Here is an 18697-nt window from a genome sequence, read left to right as displayed (position 1 = left end):
CTTACGTGTCGGCGAAACTATGTCCCAGGCTCAGCGTCTGCCGAAGGATGCCGGAAAAGCGCGCAGGGGCCGTGGCGATTAACGCGTCGATTTTCGACGCATGCGTTTTATCGCGGCCGCCGTGAAGGGCGACCGGACATCTGGCGGACGTGCTTTCAAATGCAGCATCGGCGTTCCAATAAAGGTCAGTAATACTGACCTATGTGCTGCATTCTACATATTTGCGTTCACCGCACAAGCGGAAAAGCATATAACTTTTGGACGATGTTTTTCGCATTCAAAAATTGCAGTGAGCGCTATATTTTGCAGGCCTCACGACGCAGTTTCCCTCCCGTCGTCATGGCCGCGCAGGCCGCATCCACGGGACGTCAGGCAGCGCCTGCACTCGGTGGCACAGCAAAGCAGCCGCGTCCGGGGGGAGCGCGGCTGCCAAGTATTTTCAAATAACTTCGAATGCGAGCTTAGGCGGCCTTCGCCTCAAGCTGCTTAGCTTCGCTCGAGCCGATCGCAATCGTTCGCGGCTTTTTGCTTTCCGGGATGTTGCGCACGAGATCGACATGCAGCAAGCCGTTCTCGAACTTGGCGCCCGTCACGTCGACGTGGTCGGCAAGCTGGAAGCGCCGCTCGAAGGCGCGCGCCGCGATGCCACGATGCAGGAACGTCTTGCCTTCGGTCTCCGCGGCTTTCTCACCGGAGACAGACAGCGTCTGCTCCTTGACTTCGATTTTCAGCTCCTCCGACGAAAAACCTGCGACCGCGAGAGAGATGCGATACGCATTTTCGCCGGTCCGCTCGATATTGTACGGCGGATAAGTCGATTCGCTATCGAAGCCCGTCGACTGGTCCAGCATCTGGAACAGGCGGTCGAAACCGATTGCGGAACGATAGAAGGGAGCAAATTCAGTGTGTCGCATGAACATATCCTCCATGAGAAGCGACATGTGAGCCGTCCGGATCGGGTCCGGCTCTTCGTTGCGGCCCCGCTTCGCGGCAACCGCAACAGAGAAGTAGGAAGGCCAAATTCCACTTCAAGAGGTCTGACGATGGGCTGCCAAGCATGGCCCGGGCACGCTAGACTTCGTTAATGCCGTCGATGCGTCCGAAAGCCAGAGAGCGCCATGAAACTCGTATCACTCTCGATCAATCCGGTGCCGAGCGGCGCGACGGTTTCGGAATTTGACGGCTACGACGGCCTGAAGCTGCGTTACGCGCTGTGGGAGCCGACGCGCGGCCCCGTTCGCGGAACCGTCTGCATCGTGCAAGGGCGTGCCGAGTTCATCGAAAAATATTTCGAAGTGATCGCCGACCTCCGCCGCCGCGGTTTCGCCGTCGCGACCTTCGATCTCCGTGGCCAGGGCGGCTCCGAGCGCCTCCTGTCGAACCCGCGCAAGGGCCACGTACTCGCCTTCACGGAATACGACCGCGATCTGGCGATCTTCATCGACGAGATCGTAAAGCCGGCGCTGCCGCAACCGTTGATCGGGCTGGGGCATTCGCTCGGTGGCAACATCCTGCTCCGCGGCGCGCAGGACGAGGCGAGTCCCTTCGCCCGCATGATCCTCATGGCGCCGATGATCGCGATTCACGAAAATATGCTCGGCGTCAGCCCCGCTGTCGCGCGGATATATGCCAATGTCGCGTGCCTGTTCGGCTTCGCGGGCACGTATGTCCGGGGCGGAGGCGATGAGCCGGATGACTTCAAGGATTTCGAAACCAACCGGCTGACGTCGGACCATGTGCGCTGGTCGCGCAACAAGGCGATCATCGAAGCCGCGCCGGAACTCGCGACCGGTTCGCCGACCGTCGGTTGGCTGAGAGCGGCGCTCAGAAGCACGGCGATGCTGCTTCGGCCGGAATATCCGAAGTATGTCTGCGTGCCAATGATGCTATTCGCTGCCGGAGCCGACAAGGTCGTCTCCACCCAGGCGATCGAAGACTTCGCCGTCGACCTGAAGTTTGGTGCGCAGATCCTGATGCCGGGATCGCGCCACGAAATCCTGCAAGAGACGGACTCCGTGCGCCAGCGCTTCTGGGCGGCCTTCGACGCTTACATGGGCATCACGGCCGCATCGCCTGAAAAAGCGTGAAGAAAAAGCCTGAAACTGAAAAGTCTAAGCCTTGTTGATCAGCCGCAGCACGGCTTCGTGCAGGCGGGCATCCCCGCACGCGATGACGTCGCCGCCGCTCGCCGCGTCGCCGCCGCTCGCCGCGTCGCCGCCCGTCCATGTCGTGACGCGCCCGCCCGCCCGTTCGATGATCGGAATGAGCGCGACGATGTCGTAGGGCTTCAGATTGGTTTCCAGCACGATGTCGATGAACCCGGCCGCGAGCAGGCAGTAATTGTAGCAGTCGCCGCCGTATCGGGTCAGTCGTGCAACGGCCTTGAGGCTGTTCAGCGCCGCAACCTGATCGTCGCCCTCGAACAGATCCGGATGTGTTGACGCCAGCACCGCGTCTTCGAGGCTCGCGCACGCCCGTGTCTTGAGGCGCTGAGGCCGCCCGCCGCCGACGCTATGATACGACGCGCGGTCGCCGGACCAGAAGCGTTCGCCCGTGAACGGCTGGTCCATCAGCCCGAAGAGCGGCTTTCCGTCTCGGAGGACGCCGATCAAAGTGCCCCACAGCGGCGATCCGATGATGAAAGACCGCGTCCCGTCGATTGGATCAATCACCCACTGATAGGGGCTCGTGCCGGGCTTCGTGCCGAATTCCTCGCCGACAACCCCGTCGTTGGGCATTTTTGCCGCGAGAGCTTGTACGATCGCCTTTTCGGCGCCCCGGTCGGCCTTCGTGACGGGATCGAAGGCGCCGCCCGCAGCCTTGTTTTCCACAGGTACGGCTTTGCGAAAGTGCTTGAGGATCACCGGTCCGGAGATATCGGCCAGTTCATGGGCCACTCGCACGATGGCTTGAAAATCTGCTGCGGGTAACGACCCGGACACGCGCTCACCCCGTGAATTCAGTTGCTTGCCTCTGATTGTACAACTTGAGCAAATCTATTGAGAACAAGGTACAATATTAAAATAGTTACATCCAAGTAACCTAAGTTGTGGCGCGCTAGATACATCTATTTGTGAATGCGCTATCGGTATACTCGTAGAGATTGCGAGCGGCACCGAAGCATATCATCTTTATGATGCGGTTGTGTGAACACGCTTTTCGCGATCGCTGCCCAATTTGGGCGTTTCCTCCCTAGACTTGGGCCGTTCTCACGAACGGCCTTTCTTTATGCGGCATATTGCACCGCCATAAGGCTATGGGAGATCCGCGCTTTCCACTTCTCAGACCTGCATAAATCGCAATTGTCTGTAATGCAATGCATCGTTATTTTGTGCAGTGCGATATGTGAGCTTGTGCTCGCGCTTCGCAGCCCTCCTTGGGCGTTTCCTCCCTAGACTTGGGCCGTTCGGTATCGGACGGCCCTTTTTTCTTGGCCGCACCGACGCCGGTAGCCGGCATGTCTCGGAAGGTTAATAAGGAGGCGAGGGCAGTTACTCTGCTGCAGTGCGGAAATCGAGCAGAGCCGGCACTTCCGCAAAGAGATGCTGCGCGATGTCCTTGAGCGCGCTGGCGAGCGCGACATAGCCGCTGTTCGGCTCGAACGTCATTTCGTTGATGTAAAGCCCGCGATTGATCTCCAGCTGGATGGCATGCGTGCCGTGCGCCGGACGACCATGATGCTCGGTGATGTAGCCGCCCGCGTAGGGACGATTCAGTTGCACCTTGAAACCTTGCCGCTGAAACTCGTCGCGGACGAGCAGCGTCAGCCGCGGGTCGGATGAAGCTCCGAACCGGTCGCCGATCACAATGTCGGGCCGGAGCGCCCCGCCCGGCGCCATCGCCGCCGACGGCATCGAGTGGCAGTCGATCAGGACCGCGTAGCCAAACATTTCGCTCGTCTGGGCAATGAGCCGCGAGAGTTCGGCATGGAACGGAAAATAGAGCTGCTCGATTCGCGAGAGCACGCTGTCGAGGCTCAGCCGGCTGGGATAAATGTCTTCTCCATCAGCGACGATCCGCGCCACCGTTCCAAGTCCGCCCGCCACGCGAACGGATTGCGTGTTGGCATGCGCGGGCACGTCGTCTTCGACAAGTTCCGGATCGATCTCATAGGGTTCGCGGTTGAGATCGAGATATGCGCGCGGAAACCGGGCGCTGATCAGCGGCGCGCCCATCGCGGCGACAGGCTCGAACAGCTTATCGACGAGGCAATCCTCCGATCGCCTCAGCGTTTTCGGATCGAGCCGTGAAATCGCTAGAAATTCCGGCGGATAAAGCCTGCCCGAATGCGGCGACGAAAAAACGAAAGGCGCAGTTTGCAGACGCGGCGAAAGAACATCGAAGGATGGAAAGAAGGCGGACGGCACGCTGTGAAGGTGGGCTTCGGACATTCGGGATAGGATGCCTTCGATTGCTTCCGCGACAAATTGGCGACGAAAGATTTGACACTCTGCCAACGAGTAGCGGGGAAGTCCATGCGTGACTTAAGCTAGCCGGCGGGAGATAACGCCGAATGCCTGGAGAAGTTCTCGAAGCGCGACTTCGCTGCAACTCTCCACAATTTCATGCAACGTTTACCAAACTGGGGCCAAGTTTGCGCCAGACGGACTGTGCAGTATCGGTTACGTTCAAGTTCCGCTTCAATTCAGAGTTCCCATGCCTGTTAAGCCATCAAGTCTGCCGCTGCGCCGCATCCTGCTTGCGGAGGATGACGATTCGATGCGCGGCTTTCTCGTTAAAGCGCTGGAAAAAGCGAATTACGACGTCGTCGCCTTCGAAAACGGCGAAGAGGCTTATGAGCGTTTGAAGCGCGAGCCGTTTACGCTTCTGCTCACGGATATCGTGATGCCGAAGATGGACGGCATCGAGCTTGCCCGTCGCGCCAGCGAGATCGATCCCGACCTCAAGATTATGTTCATAACGGGTTTTGCCGCGGTGGTGCTCAATAGCGAGAACCAGCCGCCGAAAGAGGCCCGTGTCCTGTCAAAACCATTCCACCTCAAGGACCTTGTGCGTGAGGTGGATCGCCTGCTTGCGGCATGATCCCATGCGGCAACTCCGGCATAATTCAAGAAACCCCTCGGTCAGGGCTTGACCAACAGGGATCAATCCCCCTAGAAGCTCGCTTCTTCGGGCACTTAGCTCAGCGGTAGAGCACTACCTTGACATGGTAGGGGTCACAGGTTCGATCCCTGTAGTGCCCACCATCCTTTAACCGGTGTCGTTATGAAAGTTAGAAATTCTTTGAAATCCCTTCGTTCGCGACACCGCGATAATCGCGTCGTCCGTCGCAAGGGTCGCGTCTACGTGATCAACAAGACGCATCGCAGGTTCAAGGCGCGCCAGGGCTGATGCCCGTTTGGCGCCCCTGGACGTTACTGCGAATTCACGAGACTCTTTTTGACCGCTTCCCCGCCGCTCGCTAGGGTCGGGGAATGATAGCTCGCGCGCGCATTCTTGTCGTCGGACTAGCCATAGCTGCGGCTGCCGCGCCTGCGGCAGCAGACGACGAGCTTCTGAAAACTCAGCCGTTTCCCGAACGGCAAGTCCCGGCACCGCCGCCATCAGTGCCACCGAAGCGCGAGTCCCCACCGCCAACCGCTCCAGCGCCGAGAACGGCTGAGCGCGGCGATCCGGGCATGATGGGCTTGCCTTGGCCGAAGTCGCCGGAGGAAGCCTTCAAGACCCTCAGCAATCTCTACGCGTTCCTGGCGACGACCGATGACCATCAGCTTGGCGGCGAGATCGGTGCCTCCATCGAGCGGCTCTGGCGGCTCTCTGGCGGCGATACGGTCAACCTGCTGATCGATCGCGCCGAGCTGTTCTCCGCGAAGAACGAGAACGACAAGGCAATGCCGCTGCTCGACGCGGCGGTCGATCTGGCGCCCGACTACGCCGAGGCCTGGAGCCATCGCGCCTATATTGAATACCGACTCAATAATTATCCGGCGGCGCTGGGAGATTTGCGCCGTGCTCTGGCGCTCGATCCGAACCATTTCCGGGCGCTGGACGGTATGGCGAAGATCCTGATGCAGATGGGCGAGAAGAAAGCCGCGCTCGAAGCCTACGATCAGCTATTGAAAATCCACCCGAACATCGAGGGCGCCCAAACGTCCCGCGACGAACTCAAGAAAGCCGTCGAAGGCCAGGGCATCTGATCGTTTGACGGAGGACCCGCATTAGGCCGCCGTCATCCTTTGCCGAGCGCGCCGATGGCACTCCTGGTCGGCTCGACGCAGGCGAGTCGGCAATGCGCCCCCCACCGTGGCGGCCGTTTCCGGCAGGCAAGCCGACGATGCGCGGATCGCAGCGTGGATGGCCGCCTTCGCGGCCATGACGTGAATTATGCGTTTGCCGACAGGTTCGACGCAGAAGGGTCGGTAATGCCAATCAAGAACGCCCGCGTTGAAGGCCGGAAATTCTGCGAACGATTAGCCTGAGGCGCAATCGAAGCCCAACTTTTGCGTGGTCAACAGACATGCCGCCTCCTCCCCCGTCACGGCCGCGGAGGCGGCCGTCTCCGGCAAGTAAGCCGTCGATACGCTGCTCACGGCGTGGATGGCCGCCTTCGCGGCCATGACGTGAGATAGATGTTTGGATTTATCGACGTGAGGCGGAGCGAGGCTCACACTTCTTCCGCGATCGGCGCACCGGATTCGTCCACGAACGCGATGCGGATCATGTTCGTCGCGCCCGGGCTGCCGAGCGGAATGCCCGCCGTGATGAGCACGCCCTCGCGCGCCTTCACCAGGCCTTCCTCGAACGCGATGCGGCACGCTTTACGCACCATGTGCGAAAGGTTCTCGGGGTCGCCGGTGAGGATCGTTTGCACGCCCCAGACGAGCGACAGACGCCGCGCCGTCGACTCGATCGGCGTCAGCCCGATGACCGGAATGCCCGGCCGCTCACGCGTCACGCGCAAGACCGTCGAACCCGTCGCCGTGTAGCAGACGATGGCGCCGAGCTGCACCGTATCGGCGATCGCCGAGGCGGCGGCGGCGATGGCGTCGGCGCCGGTCGGCTGCGGCTCGGTCTGCGTCGCATAAAGCATCGGCTCGTAAATTGGGTCGTGCTCGACCTCGATGGCGATCTTGTCCATCATCTGGATCGCTTCGACCGGATATTGGCCGACCGCGCTCTCCGCCGACAGCATGATCGCGTCGGCGCCGTCGAACACGGCGTTGGCGACATCGGAAACTTCAGCGCGCGTCGGCATCGGCGACGAGATCATGCTCTCGAGCATCTGCGTCGCGATGATGACGGGCTTGCCTGCGGCGCGCGCCATGCGCGTCATCTTTTTCTGGATGCCCGGCACGCGCTCGACCGGCATTTCAACGCCAAGGTCGCCGCGCGCCACCATGATGGCGTCGGATGCCGCAATGACATTTTCAAGATCGGCAACCGCCGACGGCTTCTCGATCTTCGACAGGATCGCGGCCCGCGTACCGATGAGATTGCGGACTTCCTGAATGTCCTCGGCGCGCTGCACGAACGACAGCGCCACCCAGTCGACGCCGAGCTTCAAGGCATGAGCCAAGTCGGCTTTGTCTTTCTCGGTCAACGGGCTGATCGGCAGGAGCGTATCGGGCATCGAGATGCCCTTGCGGCTCGCCAGCATGCCGCCCGTAGTGACTTCCGCGCGGATCTGGACTTTTGACGCTTCGACGACGCGCATCCGCAGTTTGCCGTCGTCCAGCACCAGCATGTGCCCCGGCTTGATGGCGTCAAAAATCTGCGTATGCGGCAGGTAAACGCGCTCGTTGTTGCCGAGCGTCTCATCGAGATCGAATTTAAAGATCGAGCCGGATTTGACCTGCACGCGCCCGGTCTCGAAATTTCCGATGCGGAACTTGGGGCCTTGCAGGTCGGCGAGGATGCCGATCGGATGGCGGTGGCGCGCCGCGCATGCGCGAACGGTATTGTAAAGCGCCTTTGAGCCATCGTGCGACGAGTGGCTCATATTGATCCGGAAAACGTCGACGCCCGCGATGAAAAGACGTTCCACCATCTCCGGAGCGGCAGATGCGGGGCCAAGCGTTGCAACGATCTTGACCCGCCGGTTACGTCTCATTTTTCCGCTTTTCCTTGCCCCGGATCAGTGAGGCGGATGGTCCATTCCTTCGCCTCGCCGGTATCAACTTCAAAAAATCCCGTGCGCTTATATCCGCGTTTTTCGCAATCCTGAACCCCCCGGATGGCGAACGACTTTTCACTGGTGCACATATCGTTCTTGCCGCCCCATTCGCCGCCGCGATCGTAGTCGAGGGCGTGAACGTAAACATAGCGGCTTGGCAGCGCACCCTTGAGCAGTGTTTCGCACGTCTGCGAGGCGATGTTCCACCAGCCTTCGGTCGCCCAGCCGGTTTTGTCCTGATAGCCGATTGCAACACCAACTCGGCTCGACGTGATATTGCATAACTTCAGGTCGGCATGCGCGACATTAACCGAGAGAAGGAGACCGAGCGACAGCGCCAGAGGATGCATGGCGGCGCGCGAAATGAAATATGGCGGCAAGTTTGCCCTCCGTCTGCATCGGGTACGTTTCGGATGCGCCTGGCGACGCGCCGATGACGACCTCGCCTACGGATCGACGAGAATGACCCGGAAATCGTTGACGTTGGTCTGCGTAGGTCCGCACAGGATGAGGTCGCCAATAGGGCGGAAGAAGCCCGTGGAGTCGTTGTTCTCAAGCATTCTGGCAGCATTGAGGTTGAAAGCTTCTGCCCGCGCAAGGGTATCGGCGAAGACCATCGCCCCCGCGGGATCGCCGGCATTGCCCCCGCCGCCGTCGATGCCGTCGGTATCACCGGCAAGCCCGGAAATTCCAGGCTCGCCATTGAGTGCGATCGCAAGCCCGAGAGCGTACTCTTGGTTCGGTCCGCCCGAGCCGTTGCCGCGCACCGTGACAGTCAGTTCACCGCCCGACATGATGGCGATCTTCTCGCCGCGGCGCTTGGCGTCGAGCGCCATCTCGGAGTGCTTGCGCGCAACCTCCCGCGCTTCGCCTTCGAGATCGTCGCCGAGAATGACGACGCGGTAGCCGAGATCGCTGGCGATGCGCCCGGCTGTCTCGAGCGAGGCTTTCGGCGCGGCGACGATGGCGTAGCTGGAATTCGCAAGCCTTGGATCGCCCGCCTTGAGCGTCTCGTTTTGCGGATCGTCCAGGGCGCGCGCGATCTCGGGATCGGGCGTAATCTTCCATTTGGCAAGTACGGCGCGCGCGTCGGCGAGCGTCGAGCGATCGGCGACGGTCGGCCCCGATCCGATTTCATCCGGATTGTCGCCGGGCACGTCCGAGATGGCGAGCGTGAGGAGCTTCGCCGGATAGACAGCCGCCGCGAGCTTGCCGCCCTTGATCTGCGAGATATGCTTCCGGACGCAATTCATTTCCGAGATCGGCGCGCCCGATTTCAAAAGCTGCTTGGTCAGCGCTTGCTTGGCTTCGAAGCTGACGCCCGGAACCGGCGCCGCCCAAATCGCCGACGCCCCGCCCGAGAGCAGGCACAGAACGAGATCGTTTGGTCCGGCGCTCTTCGCGAGTTCAATAGCCTTCTGTGCCCCAACGACCGAGTTCGCATCCGGCACCGGATGCCCGGCCTCCAGGATCTTGATGATCTTCGTCGGCACCCCGAACCCATGGCGCGTCGAGATGAGCCCCGAAATGCCGTCAGCGGCTCCGGCGGCGACGTAATGCTCTTCGGCCGCGACCGCCATAGCCGCAGAGCCCTTGCCGCCGCCGATGACGATGATGCGCCCGCCCGGTGGCACCGGCGGCAGGTGCGGAGGAAGGCACGTGGAGGGATGCGCGGTGGTGTAGGCGGCCTCAAACAGCGCGCCGAGTGTCTGGCGAACGCTGCCGTTCGTTCCGTCTGCCATATCCATCCCCAGCCATTGGTACTTTGTTATCGGTGTGATTTGCGCAATCGCCTTCCCCCCGTCAAGGCATCATCGGCCGCAGGCTTATAGAAGGCGCGCCGAGCCTGTGCCTCAGGCCAATTCCGGCCTATCTTGCTGGGTAGGACCGGTTGGTCCGGGACGTTCACTAGGAGATCATGATGAAGTCTTTCGATGCTCAGACGACGCTCGAGTTGGAGGCGGCGGCCTTCAGGCGGCTCGTTGAACATCTCCGCGAGCGAACCGACGTCCAGAACATCGACCTGATGAATCTCGCCGGATTTTGCCGCAATTGCCTGTCGAATTGGATGGCCGAAGCGGCGTCGGCCAAGGGCCTCGCGCTATCGAAGGACGAAGCGCGCGAGATCGTCTACGGCATGCCGTATCGCGAGTGGCAGGCCAAGTATCAGAAGGAAGCGACCGCCGAGCAGCAGGCGGCCCTCGCAAAATCTCACCCGCACGGGCATTAGCCTATCCAAGTCCGCGTCCCACTGCCTGACGTCGCGTGGATGGCCGCCTGCGCGGCCATGACGAATGTGGGAAATGTCGAACCAGCAAATCGCGGCATCGACGGGATTTAGTCGCGCCAGCTATCGCCGTCATGGCGCGCGAACAAAACTTTGCGCGCACTTATGCCAAGGTTCTGAACGCATATCCTCACGTCATGGCCGCACAGGCGGCCATCCACGCTGCGATCCGCGCATCGTCGGCTTGCTTGCCGGAGACGGCCGCCTGCGCGGCCGTGACGGCGGGGGATCGGTGCTTGGTCTGCGAAGGTCTTGCGCTGCAATCAAAACTCGGCCCGGGAGCTGTTGATTGCCGAGGCGCGGCGTTCGGCTGAAACGACGTAAGAAACCAAGGATCAGTCCAGTCGCTGGGATGTCATTCGTTGATGACTTATCAGGCAACCGCGCATGGGCTACATCATCAAAGACATAATTCACGTCATGGCCGCGGAGGCGGCCATCCACGCTGCGATCCGCGCATCGTCGGCTTGCTTGCCGGAGACGGCCGCCTGCGTCGCCGTGACGGTAATAGGAAGCGGATCATAGTCCCGTCGTCGCCACGGTTATTGGTTCGATACTTTCCCTACATACGTCATGGCGCGCGAGCAAAACTTTGCGCGCGCTTATGCCAAGGCTCTGAACGCATGCCCACACGGCATGGCCGCGCAGGCGGCCATCCACGACATGCACACACGCCCGGCGACTGAGTCGGTGCGCGGCATTCACGACGTCAAGTGCATCCTCTGACATATCCCTATGGATTGCTTCGCTTCTCGCCTTGCTGCATCCGGCCCGCGCCGATAGCGTCCGGCAAAGCTTGAAATCAGCAAGGAGCCTTCATGAGTACGCTTCAGGCATCGGCGCAAAATCAATTGCGGCAGTTCGTCGAGCAGATCGAACGCCTCGAAGAGGAAAAGAAGCAGATCGCAAGCGACGTCCGCGATAAGTACACGGAGGCGAAGGCTGTCGGCTTCGACGTCAAGGCGCTTCGCCAGATCGTGCGCCTGCGCAAGAAATCCAACCAGGAGCGCCAGGAAGAAGAAAGCATCCTGGAAGTCTACATGCATGCGCTGGGCATGCTCGACCAGGCTCCGGCGGAGCACGTCGTCGACACGATGATCGCCGCCGAATAAAGGCTCCGCCAGGGCGGAACGCCCCAGCCAGCCTAAAAAGCCCGCATCAAATAAGAAGATTGAAAGGGCCGCACGGCATTCGTCGCTGCGGCTCGATCTTTTGCTTGATCGACGCTCTGAACAAAAGCAGCGCCGCTTGTCCCCATTCGGCGATAGGGTCAGGCGGCGCTGGCAGAGACAGCCTCGCGACTGCCATTCAGCGGTTGCGCTCGGAAAAGTGAAGCCTCACCCGCGCATCCGTTGCTGGCAAGGTAGGCCCAGTCTATGATAAGGACAAATCGCAATTTCTTGTTCTGGGCATTAGGCTAGCTGATGGCGCACGTTACTCTGAAGCAGTTACGGTACTTTGACGCCCTGGCGCGGGAGCAGCATTTCGGCCGGGCGGCGGAGGCGTGCGCGGTGACCCAGCCCGCGCTCTCGATGCAGATCCAGGATCTCGAAGCCTCGTTGGGTATTTCCCTCGTCGAGCGCACGCGAAACGGCATCAAGCTGACCCCCAAGGGCGAGGAAATCGCCAACCGTGCCCAGCGGCTGCTCAATGACGTGCGCAATCTGATCGATTACGCTCAGCACACCGGCGGCATTCTTTCCGGCGTGCTACGTCTCGGCGTCATCCCGTCCGTCGCGCCGTACCTGCTGCCGCCGCTGTTGCCTCTGCTGAAAGACAAATACCCGAATCTCGAACTCCACGTTCGGGAGACGCAGACCCAGCTGCTGACCGACGAGCTTGTCGAAGGCAAGCTCGATGTCCTGCTGCTGGCGCTGCCGATCAAGAATTCCGACGTCGAAACATTGTCGATCTTCGACGACCGCTTTTTGCTGGCGGTTCCGAAATCGAAAAAACTGTCGGGCCGCGTGCGGGCCACCAAGGACATGGTCGAGGGCGATCGGCTGCTGTTGCTCGAAGAAGGGCACTGCCTCCGCGATCAGGCATTGACTTATTGCACCTTGAGGCAGGTCGATGCCGTCAACACGTTTGGCGCGTCGAGCCTGTCGACGATCGTCGAGATGGTCTCGGCCGGTCTCGGGATCACGCTGCTGCCGGAGATTTGCGTCGGGGTCGAAGGGCGCAATCGTGAGATCAAAGTCATGCGCTTCGTCGAGCCGGAGCCGTCGCGCGAGATCGGCCTTGCCTGGCGCCGCACAAGCCCGAGACGCGAAGATTTCCTGGCTCTATCGAAGCTGATCTCGGTCGCCTGGCAAGCCTCGCTGAAACGCGGCGCCTCGGCGATGCAGGCCTGAGCAGGCAGAATTCCCGCGACGCGACCTTAAAGCCGGATCAGCGCGCGCTGGTCTGTACGGAGCGGCTCTCAATGCCTGACGGCGGCGGACGCTGCGCCAACTCCATCAGCGCTTCGGCATGTACGGCCTTGCCCTGGAACTGCTGCGCCCACATTTCCTCGGCGAACTGCTGGCCAGGCCGGAACTTCATCGGAGGAATGCTGCCCCTGTCATCGAGGGCGTCAAGCGTCGCCGCAACGTCCGGACGCTGCAGGTCCGCGAGCGGCGCATCGCGCGCTTCGGCATTGTCGGTCAGGAGCGGCGCCAGCGGAAACGGCCTGTAAGCCAGCTCTTCCGGATGATCCTCATCGAATGCCGGAGCTTCCGCCCAGCCGTTGCCGAGGCTGTCCGGACTCATGTCGGAAACGCTGGCTGCGGCGGCCGGATCGAGGCTCGCGACGCGCGCCGTCGGCTGAGCTTTCGGCGCATGGCCGGATTCAGCCAATGCCGCGGCGGCCAGTGCCTTTTGCGGACGCACGGCCGGTTTCGGACCCGCGACCAGTTCCGGTATCGGCGTCGTCGCGGCCGCCATGACCAGCGCATCGAGCTTCGAACGGTCGGCTTTCGACGGCGTCGGCGTGAAGCGCGACGGACGCTCGACGGCACGCGGTGTCGACACGAGATGCGGGGCGCCCTCGCCGATGACGGCGGGAGACAGAGACGCGACCCGCGCCGGGGCGAATGGCTTCGGATCTTTGATCGCCGGATCAGGCTCCGTCGTCAGATTGACGCTGCGCCGTGTCGAGCCGCCGCCGAGAGAGGCGACGACCGAGAGACGCTTGCTGCCGGTTCCGAATTCCGCCGAGGCGACCATTGTGCGCGAGCCGGGCGTCAATCGCGCACGAAAGAAATCCGCAACTTGGACGGCAAGCTCACGATTCTTGCTCTGCGCGGCTTGCACGTCGCCCGGCGTGATCGGACGCCCGTCGGTCGGCACGTATTTCGAACGCCCGTTCGGAAATAGCAGCGCCAGCTCATAGCGCGGCATCCTCGGCCACATCCGGACGTTCGCGGTATCGACGTGGACGAACGGAATGCCGGACGTCGGATAATAGCCGACGCCGCCGCGTTCGCGGATCAACGCCGAGTAGCGCATTCTTTTGAGCGGAACGTCGGGGAAGGTGATGTCGATGGCTTTGCCGGTGATGTGCTGGCTCGCCTTGGCCTGCCCGCCGCGCGTCTGCCGCAGCATCTCGTTCGTACCCGACGAGCGATAGCCGCAAATGATATTGATCGGCTCCTTGGAGCCGAGTTCCTCGTGCATCTCCCAGGCAAGATCGATGGTCGCCGGAGAAATCTCCTTGACCTCGTTCTTGCGCCAGTCGCGCATGATCCAGTTGATCTGCTTCAGGGCCTCGGGATCGTATTGCGTGCCACGCTTGTACGTAACCGTCAGGCGTTCGTGCGTATGGATGTGATAAAACGAGATCGTGCGCTCGTTGGCTGGCCCGGCAGCCGTGATGTTATCGGCATGCAGGAACGTGGCCGCGGCCAGCGCAGCAAAACCTAAAACGACGCCTGTGCGGCGAAGAGCCACGAAATTCCCCCGTCCCTACGCAAAACCCCCGAGCCCGACTGGGGCCGACAATGCTCGGCTCCCAATGGGTTAACCCCAAAACCCTTAAGACCCGGTAACTATCCGGCGCACGCATCTAACGACCGGGAAGGGGCGACAAAAGGGCGGGGGTGCTCGCCCGCGCAAAAAGGGGCTAGCCGAACAGTCGGATAGCCCCGTCAGTGAGCGGATGATGTGGCGTACTCAGAGGCCGCCGAGGACCTTCTGGAAGAAGTTATTGAGCCCGCCGTCGTACTTTTTACCGCGCTTGCGGCGGTCGCGGTCGTCGTTGTCACTCATGCCGAACCAGTCATCGTCATTGCGCCGCCGGCTGTCGGCGTATTCGTCGAAGCCGATATCGTCCGGCGTGACCTTCGGTTCCTTGGTGACGTCGATCTGATTCCACTTGCCTGCGAGCGCCAGCGTGATGCGCTTTTCGTGGCCGTAGATGTCGCCGAAACTCTCGATCGCACCATCATCGCCGGCGCGCGCGGTGAAATAGGTGATGTGGACGGGGATCGGCCGGTCGAGCGCGATTTCGTTTTCTTCCGGCCCCTTAGTGACGAGTTCGTTGACCGCGCTTTTATCCCAGCCTTTGTCCTGAGCCAGGACGACCTCCGCAAGCTGCAGCGGATTGCGCACACGCATGCAGCCGTGGCTGAACGCCCGGACGCTCTCGTTGAACAGCCCCTTGCTCGGTGTGTCGTGCAGGTAAACGGCGTGCGCATTCGGGAACAGGAATTTTACGACGCCAAGCGCGTTTCCGCCGCTCGGCGGCTGATAGACGTGGAAGTTCCGGATATCGCTCCGATACCAATTGATGCTCGTCGCACTGATGCGGCGGCCGTTGCGTTCCATCACCAGACCCTGGCGGCGAAGCGGATCGCCACCGGCCCGGAGGCCAGGCAGCAATTCCTTGACCTTGATCGAATCCGGCACGTTCCAGCGCGGCTGGAAAACGATGGTGCGCATCATATCGGAGAAGATCGGCGTTTGCCGGTTGACGCTGCCGGTGACGATGCGCTCATCGAAGACCACTTCGCCATTTTTGACGACGCGGACTTTGAAGTCGGGAATGTTGACCGTGACGTAGAAGTCGCCGAGGTCGTCCGGCATCCAGCGCCACTCTTCCATATTGGCGAGCAGCTTTGCTTCGATGATACCGTCGCCGCCGTTCAACGAACGGCGAAGCGCCGTCGTGATCGTTGGCGTCGCAGGCTCGATGCCCTTCTCGATCTTGTAGGCTTTGACCGCGCGCGCCAGCTCGTCGTCGAAATAGCTTTCATCGACGGGCTTGCCATCGGCATTGGCCGGCGGCGGCGCAACCTTCAGAGCCTTCCGGATCAGCACGATCTGCGGACTGCTTTTACCGGGCGCGATGTTCGCGCCATCCGGAATTTTTACCGTTTCGCCGTTGCCGCCAGATCGGAGGGCCAGAAGCTTCTGACGCAGCAATTCGAACTGCTTGTGCTGCGGTTGCAGCGATTTGAGATAAGCGCCCTTGTCCGTCGCCGAGGCCAGCGCCTCGATGACCGTTCGCGGCGCGATCAGCTGCGGCTTGCGATCGAGATAGGCCGAAAGCTGCTCGGGCGGGTTGATGATCCGGCCGCCACGCGCATCGCGCGCATAGGCCAGCGCGCTGAGCGATAGCCGCGTCTCGGCGTCCGTTAGATCGTCGAGGCTGTAGCCGCCGTCCGCCGCTGCCTTGAGGTCGGGAATTTTATAGTCTTGAGAGCGCAGCCCCCAGTTGTCCGCATCGCGAAGAGTCGTCATCAGGCTTTGAGCGTCTGGAGTATATCCGCTCTTGTCGACCCACAGCGCCGCGCCCATGCGCGCCGCATAAAATTGCGTCAGCGCCTCACGATCGCCGCCATCGATATTGGCGAACAGCTTCTTCTTATTCGCGTCCAGGTAGCGCCCGACCTGCGGATAAACGAGATGATCGGATGCGGCTACGGAAGGAGCAGGTTCGTCGGGCTTGACCGGTTCGGCTGTGGCATTGGCTGAAGGCGCCTCCGTCGGCGCGGATTGCGGCCGCATCGCGGTTTCGGTGTCGCCGCGCGCAGTGGGCGAACCTTCCGAGCTTTCTTCGGTGTTTGCCGCGTACACGGTCGAAACAGAACCGCAGCCCAGCAACAGGCCGACTGCAACGAGACACGACACCCGCATTACGAATTTTACCTTCCACCCGTCGGAGCCTGCGAAGTTCACTGATAGCCGCCGGCATTCTGCCTGACCAGCCCGATGGCCGGATAACTGTATTGCATGAAGCTATGGCGAAAGTGTTGCCGCTTCCGCGTCGCCAGAAAATGCAAAAGCCCCGGATGCAGCCGAGGCTTTTGCGTCGAGGGCGACAGGGGGGTTCGCACTCGCTTGGGTTCGACAAGCGTGATGTCGAGCCGACGGAGGTATGGTGGTGGCACGGATGCGCTCCGGTTGCGCGCGGCCGTCCCACCGGACCCGCGCACATGCAGTCCCGTCCGCAGTTACGCGGACGGAAACCTCAGTTCGGCCTCGGCTCGAGGCCGTATTCCTGCATTTTCCGGTAAAGCGTCGAGCGGCCGATGTTCAACCTCTTGGCGACTTCGGTCATGTGTCCGCGATAACGTCCGAGCGCCAAGCGGATCATGTCGGCCTCGATCGCTTCGAGCGAACGGATCTCTCCGTCCTCTGCGACCGCCTGAATGCCGAGCGAACTGCCCGATGACGGCGATTTCATTTCAACCGTATGGGGAACCGTATTCTCCGCACCGATGAGCGCTGGTCCCGTGTAGGCGGGTTGCTTCTGAACCGTTGCGGGCGCCGCCGGAATTTCCGTCTCGAAACCGTCGACATGAGCGGCGATCTGCGGGAACTCCGCGACCGTCAACTCCGGCCCATCCGCAAGCACGACGGCGCGGAAAATCGTATTCTCGAGCTGACGCACGTTGCCCGGCCACGAGTAGGCCTGCAGCAGCGACATGGCGCGCTCGGAAATCGCAGCGACGCGCTTGCCTTCTTCGGCAGCGAACCGGGCCGCGAAATGCCGCGCCAGCTCCGGCACGTCATCGATGCGTTCGCGCAGCGGCGGCACGAAGATCGGGAACACGTTCAGCCGGTAATAAAGGTCTTCGCGGAACTTGCCGTCTTTGACCTGCTGGATCATGTCGCGGTTCGTCGCCGAGATCAGCCGGAAGTTGACCTTCACGGGCTTCTTCGACCCGACGGGATCGATCTCGCCTTCCTGCAGCGCGCGCAGCAGCTTCACCTGCGCGTCGAGGGGGAGTTCGCCGACTTCGTCGAGGAACAGCGTTCCGCCGTCGGCTTCCTGGAATTTGCCGATCCGCTTGTCGACGGCTCCGGTGAACGCACCCTTTTCATGCCCGAAGAGGATGCTTTCGACGAGGTTCTCGGGGATCGCGCCGCAGTTGACGGTGATGAACGGACGGCCCACGCGATCGCTCTCGCCCTGGATGGCGCGTGCGATCAATTCCTTGCCGACACCGCTTTCGCCTTCGATGAGAACCGGAATGGTCGATGCGGCCGCGCGCTTGCCGAGCGAGATGACGCGTTTCATCGTGTCGCCGCGCATGACGAGGTCGCTGAACGTCAGCGTGCCTTCGACCTTCTTCTTGATACGGTTGATTTCGCCCGCCAGGGCTTCAATTTTCAGCGCGCTCTTGATCGAAACTTCGAGCCGCTCCGGCGACGCCGGTTTGACGACGAAGTCGACCGCGCCGCGCCGCATCGCGTTGATCGCCGTCTCGATGGAGCCGTGCGCGGTCTGCACGATGATCGGCGGCATCCCCTGTGCGTGACCGACACGCTCGAGGACGGCCATGCCGTCGACGCCGGGCATGACGAGATCAAGGATCACCAGCGCGATGGGGTCGCGATCCTGGGATTCGAGAATTTGCAGGGCCTGTTCGCCCGAACCGCACGTCTTGGTTTCGAAGCCGAAACGCTTGACCGTCTCTTCGAGAATACGCCGTTGGGCAGGATCGTCATCAACGATCAGAACACGCTTGGACATGGGGCACGCAACTTTACATTTACTGACACTGGGCGCCGTCTCCCCCTGGCGCCGAGCCGGGATTGACCCAGCTTCTGACATTCGGTGACCGGCAAATAACGCAACAGGGGCGAGAGTGACGTATTTGAGTAAATGGATCGTTTCCGCGTGCTGCATTTTTTGAGCGAGTTAAAACACCATGAAAAGTTGGCACTCCGGCTGCTAATCCGTCGGGCGTGTGGCTTCGCGGACGGGGATGGCGGTCAGCAAGGCCTTGCGCGCTCGCCGGCCGATCGCCAAATTTGTTTCGCTGCGGGTGTGATAACGCTCCCAGCCA

16 protein-coding genes and 1 tRNA gene are annotated in these 18697 nt (G+C 61.4%); 8 read left to right on the top strand and 9 right to left on the bottom strand.

Features of this window, described 5'->3' with window-relative positions:
* Positions 1-461: 461 nt before the first annotated feature.
* Complete coding sequence (locus WC026_RS02870; protein ID WP_372709293.1) at positions 462-914, bottom strand: Hsp20 family protein; 453 nt, start codon at positions 912-914, stop codon at positions 462-464.
* Between the two features lie 204 nt (positions 915-1118).
* On the opposite strand from WC026_RS02870, the gene WC026_RS02865 reads away from it, so the two are divergent.
* The gene (locus WC026_RS02865) at positions 1119-2087 is read left to right on the top strand and encodes an alpha/beta fold hydrolase (protein ID WP_372709292.1); all 969 of its coding nucleotides are present in this window, start codon (positions 1119-1121) and stop codon (positions 2085-2087) included.
* Positions 2088-2111: 24 nt separating this feature from the next.
* On the opposite strand, the gene hisN is transcribed toward WC026_RS02865, so the two are convergent.
* Together hisN and WC026_RS02855 are read right to left on the bottom strand one after the other, a co-directional pair.
* Positions 2112-2942, bottom strand: coding sequence for a histidinol-phosphatase (gene hisN / locus WC026_RS02860; protein ID WP_372709291.1), 831 nt, complete (start codon positions 2940-2942; stop codon positions 2112-2114).
* 549 nt (positions 2943-3491) lie between these two features.
* A complete protein-coding gene (locus WC026_RS02855) occupies positions 3492-4391 on the bottom strand; it encodes an N-formylglutamate amidohydrolase (protein WP_372709290.1) in 900 nt (299 codons plus the stop codon).
* Positions 4392-4656: 265 nt separating this feature from the next.
* Between WC026_RS02855 and cpdR the strand changes: the two genes are divergently transcribed.
* The 4 genes from cpdR (at position 4657) to WC026_RS02835 (ending at position 6158) form a co-directional block, all read left to right on the top strand.
* On the top strand, positions 4657-5043 hold the full coding sequence (gene cpdR, locus WC026_RS02850) for a cell cycle two-component system response regulator CpdR (RefSeq protein ID WP_013216602.1): 387 nt from the start codon (positions 4657-4659) through the stop codon (positions 5041-5043).
* A gap of 89 nt (positions 5044-5132) precedes the next feature.
* Positions 5133-5207: transfer RNA gene (locus tag WC026_RS02845), tRNA-Val, on the top strand.
* Positions 5208-5226: 19 nt separating this feature from the next.
* Positions 5227-5352, top strand: coding sequence for a type B 50S ribosomal protein L36 (gene ykgO / locus WC026_RS02840; RefSeq protein WP_013216601.1), 126 nt, complete (start codon positions 5227-5229; stop codon positions 5350-5352).
* Between the two features lie 83 nt (positions 5353-5435).
* A complete protein-coding gene (locus WC026_RS02835) occupies positions 5436-6158 on the top strand; it encodes a tetratricopeptide repeat protein (RefSeq protein ID WP_372709289.1) in 723 nt (240 codons plus the stop codon).
* 467 nt (positions 6159-6625) lie between these two features.
* On the opposite strand, the gene pyk is transcribed toward WC026_RS02835, so the two are convergent.
* From pyk to WC026_RS02820, 3 genes are all read right to left on the bottom strand, one after another.
* Positions 6626-8071 (bottom strand): pyruvate kinase, encoded by a 1446-nt coding sequence (pyk, locus tag WC026_RS02830; protein WP_372709288.1) that lies wholly within the window; start codon positions 8069-8071, stop codon positions 6626-6628.
* Positions 8068-8514 (bottom strand): DUF1036 domain-containing protein, encoded by a 447-nt coding sequence (locus tag WC026_RS02825; protein ID WP_372709287.1) that lies wholly within the window; start codon positions 8512-8514, stop codon positions 8068-8070. The genes pyk and WC026_RS02825 overlap by 4 nt, the downstream gene beginning before the upstream one ends.
* 66 nt (positions 8515-8580) lie before the next feature.
* The gene (locus tag WC026_RS02820) at positions 8581-9876 is read right to left on the bottom strand and encodes a glycerate kinase (RefSeq protein WP_372709286.1); all 1296 of its coding nucleotides are present in this window, start codon (positions 9874-9876) and stop codon (positions 8581-8583) included.
* Positions 9877-10055: 179 nt separating this feature from the next.
* Between WC026_RS02820 and WC026_RS02815 the strand changes: the two genes are divergently transcribed.
* From WC026_RS02815 to WC026_RS02805, 3 genes are all read left to right on the top strand, one after another.
* On the top strand, positions 10056-10364 hold the full coding sequence (locus WC026_RS02815; RefSeq protein ID WP_372709345.1) for a DUF1244 domain-containing protein: 309 nt from the start codon (positions 10056-10058) through the stop codon (positions 10362-10364).
* Positions 10365-11239: 875 nt separating this feature from the next.
* On the top strand, positions 11240-11533 hold the full coding sequence (locus WC026_RS02810) for a DUF2312 domain-containing protein (protein WP_372709285.1): 294 nt from the start codon (positions 11240-11242) through the stop codon (positions 11531-11533).
* Positions 11534-11845: 312 nt separating this feature from the next.
* The gene (locus WC026_RS02805) at positions 11846-12775 is read left to right on the top strand and encodes a LysR substrate-binding domain-containing protein (protein ID WP_372709284.1); all 930 of its coding nucleotides are present in this window, start codon (positions 11846-11848) and stop codon (positions 12773-12775) included.
* Positions 12776-12812: 37 nt separating this feature from the next.
* On the opposite strand, the gene WC026_RS02800 is transcribed toward WC026_RS02805, so the two are convergent.
* The 3 genes from WC026_RS02800 to WC026_RS02790 all read right to left on the bottom strand — a co-directional run bounded on the left by WC026_RS02800 (position 12813) and on the right by WC026_RS02790 (position 18381).
* Positions 12813-14351, bottom strand: coding sequence for a DUF882 domain-containing protein (locus WC026_RS02800; protein ID WP_372709283.1), 1539 nt, complete (start codon positions 14349-14351; stop codon positions 12813-12815).
* A gap of 222 nt (positions 14352-14573) precedes the next feature.
* Complete coding sequence (locus tag WC026_RS02795) at positions 14574-16538, bottom strand: murein L,D-transpeptidase (RefSeq protein WP_372709282.1); 1965 nt, start codon at positions 16536-16538, stop codon at positions 14574-14576.
* A gap of 334 nt (positions 16539-16872) precedes the next feature.
* The gene (locus WC026_RS02790) at positions 16873-18381 is read right to left on the bottom strand and encodes a sigma-54-dependent transcriptional regulator (RefSeq protein ID WP_372709281.1); all 1509 of its coding nucleotides are present in this window, start codon (positions 18379-18381) and stop codon (positions 16873-16875) included.
* Positions 18382-18697 lie beyond the last annotated feature (316 nt).

This window comes from Hyphomicrobium sp. (assembly GCF_041674905.1).
Classification (GTDB): Bacteria; Pseudomonadota; Alphaproteobacteria; order Rhizobiales; family Hyphomicrobiaceae; genus Hyphomicrobium_B.
This window is presented reverse-complemented; position numbering and strand designations above follow the sequence as displayed.

Excerpts from the sequence above, each read along its gene's own strand:
- WC026_RS02870 (WP_372709293.1), bottom strand. The coding sequence starts at position 914 with ATGCGACACACTGAATTTGCTCCCTTCTATCGTTCCGCAATCGGTTTC.
- ykgO (WP_013216601.1), top strand. The coding sequence starts at position 5,227 with ATGAAAGTTAGAAATTCTTTGAAATCCCTTCGTTCGCGACACCGCGAT.
- WC026_RS02835 (WP_372709289.1), top strand. The coding sequence starts at position 5,436 with ATGATAGCTCGCGCGCGCATTCTTGTCGTCGGACTAGCCATAGCTGCG.
- WC026_RS02865 (WP_372709292.1), top strand. The coding sequence starts at position 1,119 with ATGAAACTCGTATCACTCTCGATCAATCCGGTGCCGAGCGGCGCGACG.
- WC026_RS02790 (WP_372709281.1), bottom strand. The coding sequence starts at position 18,381 with ATGTCCAAGCGTGTTCTGATCGTTGATGACGATCCTGCCCAACGGCGT.
- WC026_RS02810 (WP_372709285.1), top strand. The coding sequence starts at position 11,240 with ATGAGTACGCTTCAGGCATCGGCGCAAAATCAATTGCGGCAGTTCGTC.
- pyk (WP_372709288.1), bottom strand. The coding sequence starts at position 8,071 with ATGAGACGTAACCGGCGGGTCAAGATCGTTGCAACGCTTGGCCCCGCA.
- cpdR (WP_013216602.1), top strand. The coding sequence starts at position 4,657 with ATGCCTGTTAAGCCATCAAGTCTGCCGCTGCGCCGCATCCTGCTTGCG.
- WC026_RS02855 (WP_372709290.1), bottom strand. The coding sequence starts at position 4,391 with ATGTCCGAAGCCCACCTTCACAGCGTGCCGTCCGCCTTCTTTCCATCC.
- WC026_RS02795 (WP_372709282.1), bottom strand. The coding sequence starts at position 16,538 with ATGCGGGTGTCGTGTCTCGTTGCAGTCGGCCTGTTGCTGGGCTGCGGT.
- WC026_RS02815 (WP_372709345.1), top strand. The coding sequence starts at position 10,056 with ATGAAGTCTTTCGATGCTCAGACGACGCTCGAGTTGGAGGCGGCGGCC.
- WC026_RS02805 (WP_372709284.1), top strand. The coding sequence starts at position 11,846 with ATGGCGCACGTTACTCTGAAGCAGTTACGGTACTTTGACGCCCTGGCG.
- WC026_RS02820 (WP_372709286.1), bottom strand. The coding sequence starts at position 9,876 with ATGGCAGACGGAACGAACGGCAGCGTTCGCCAGACACTCGGCGCGCTG.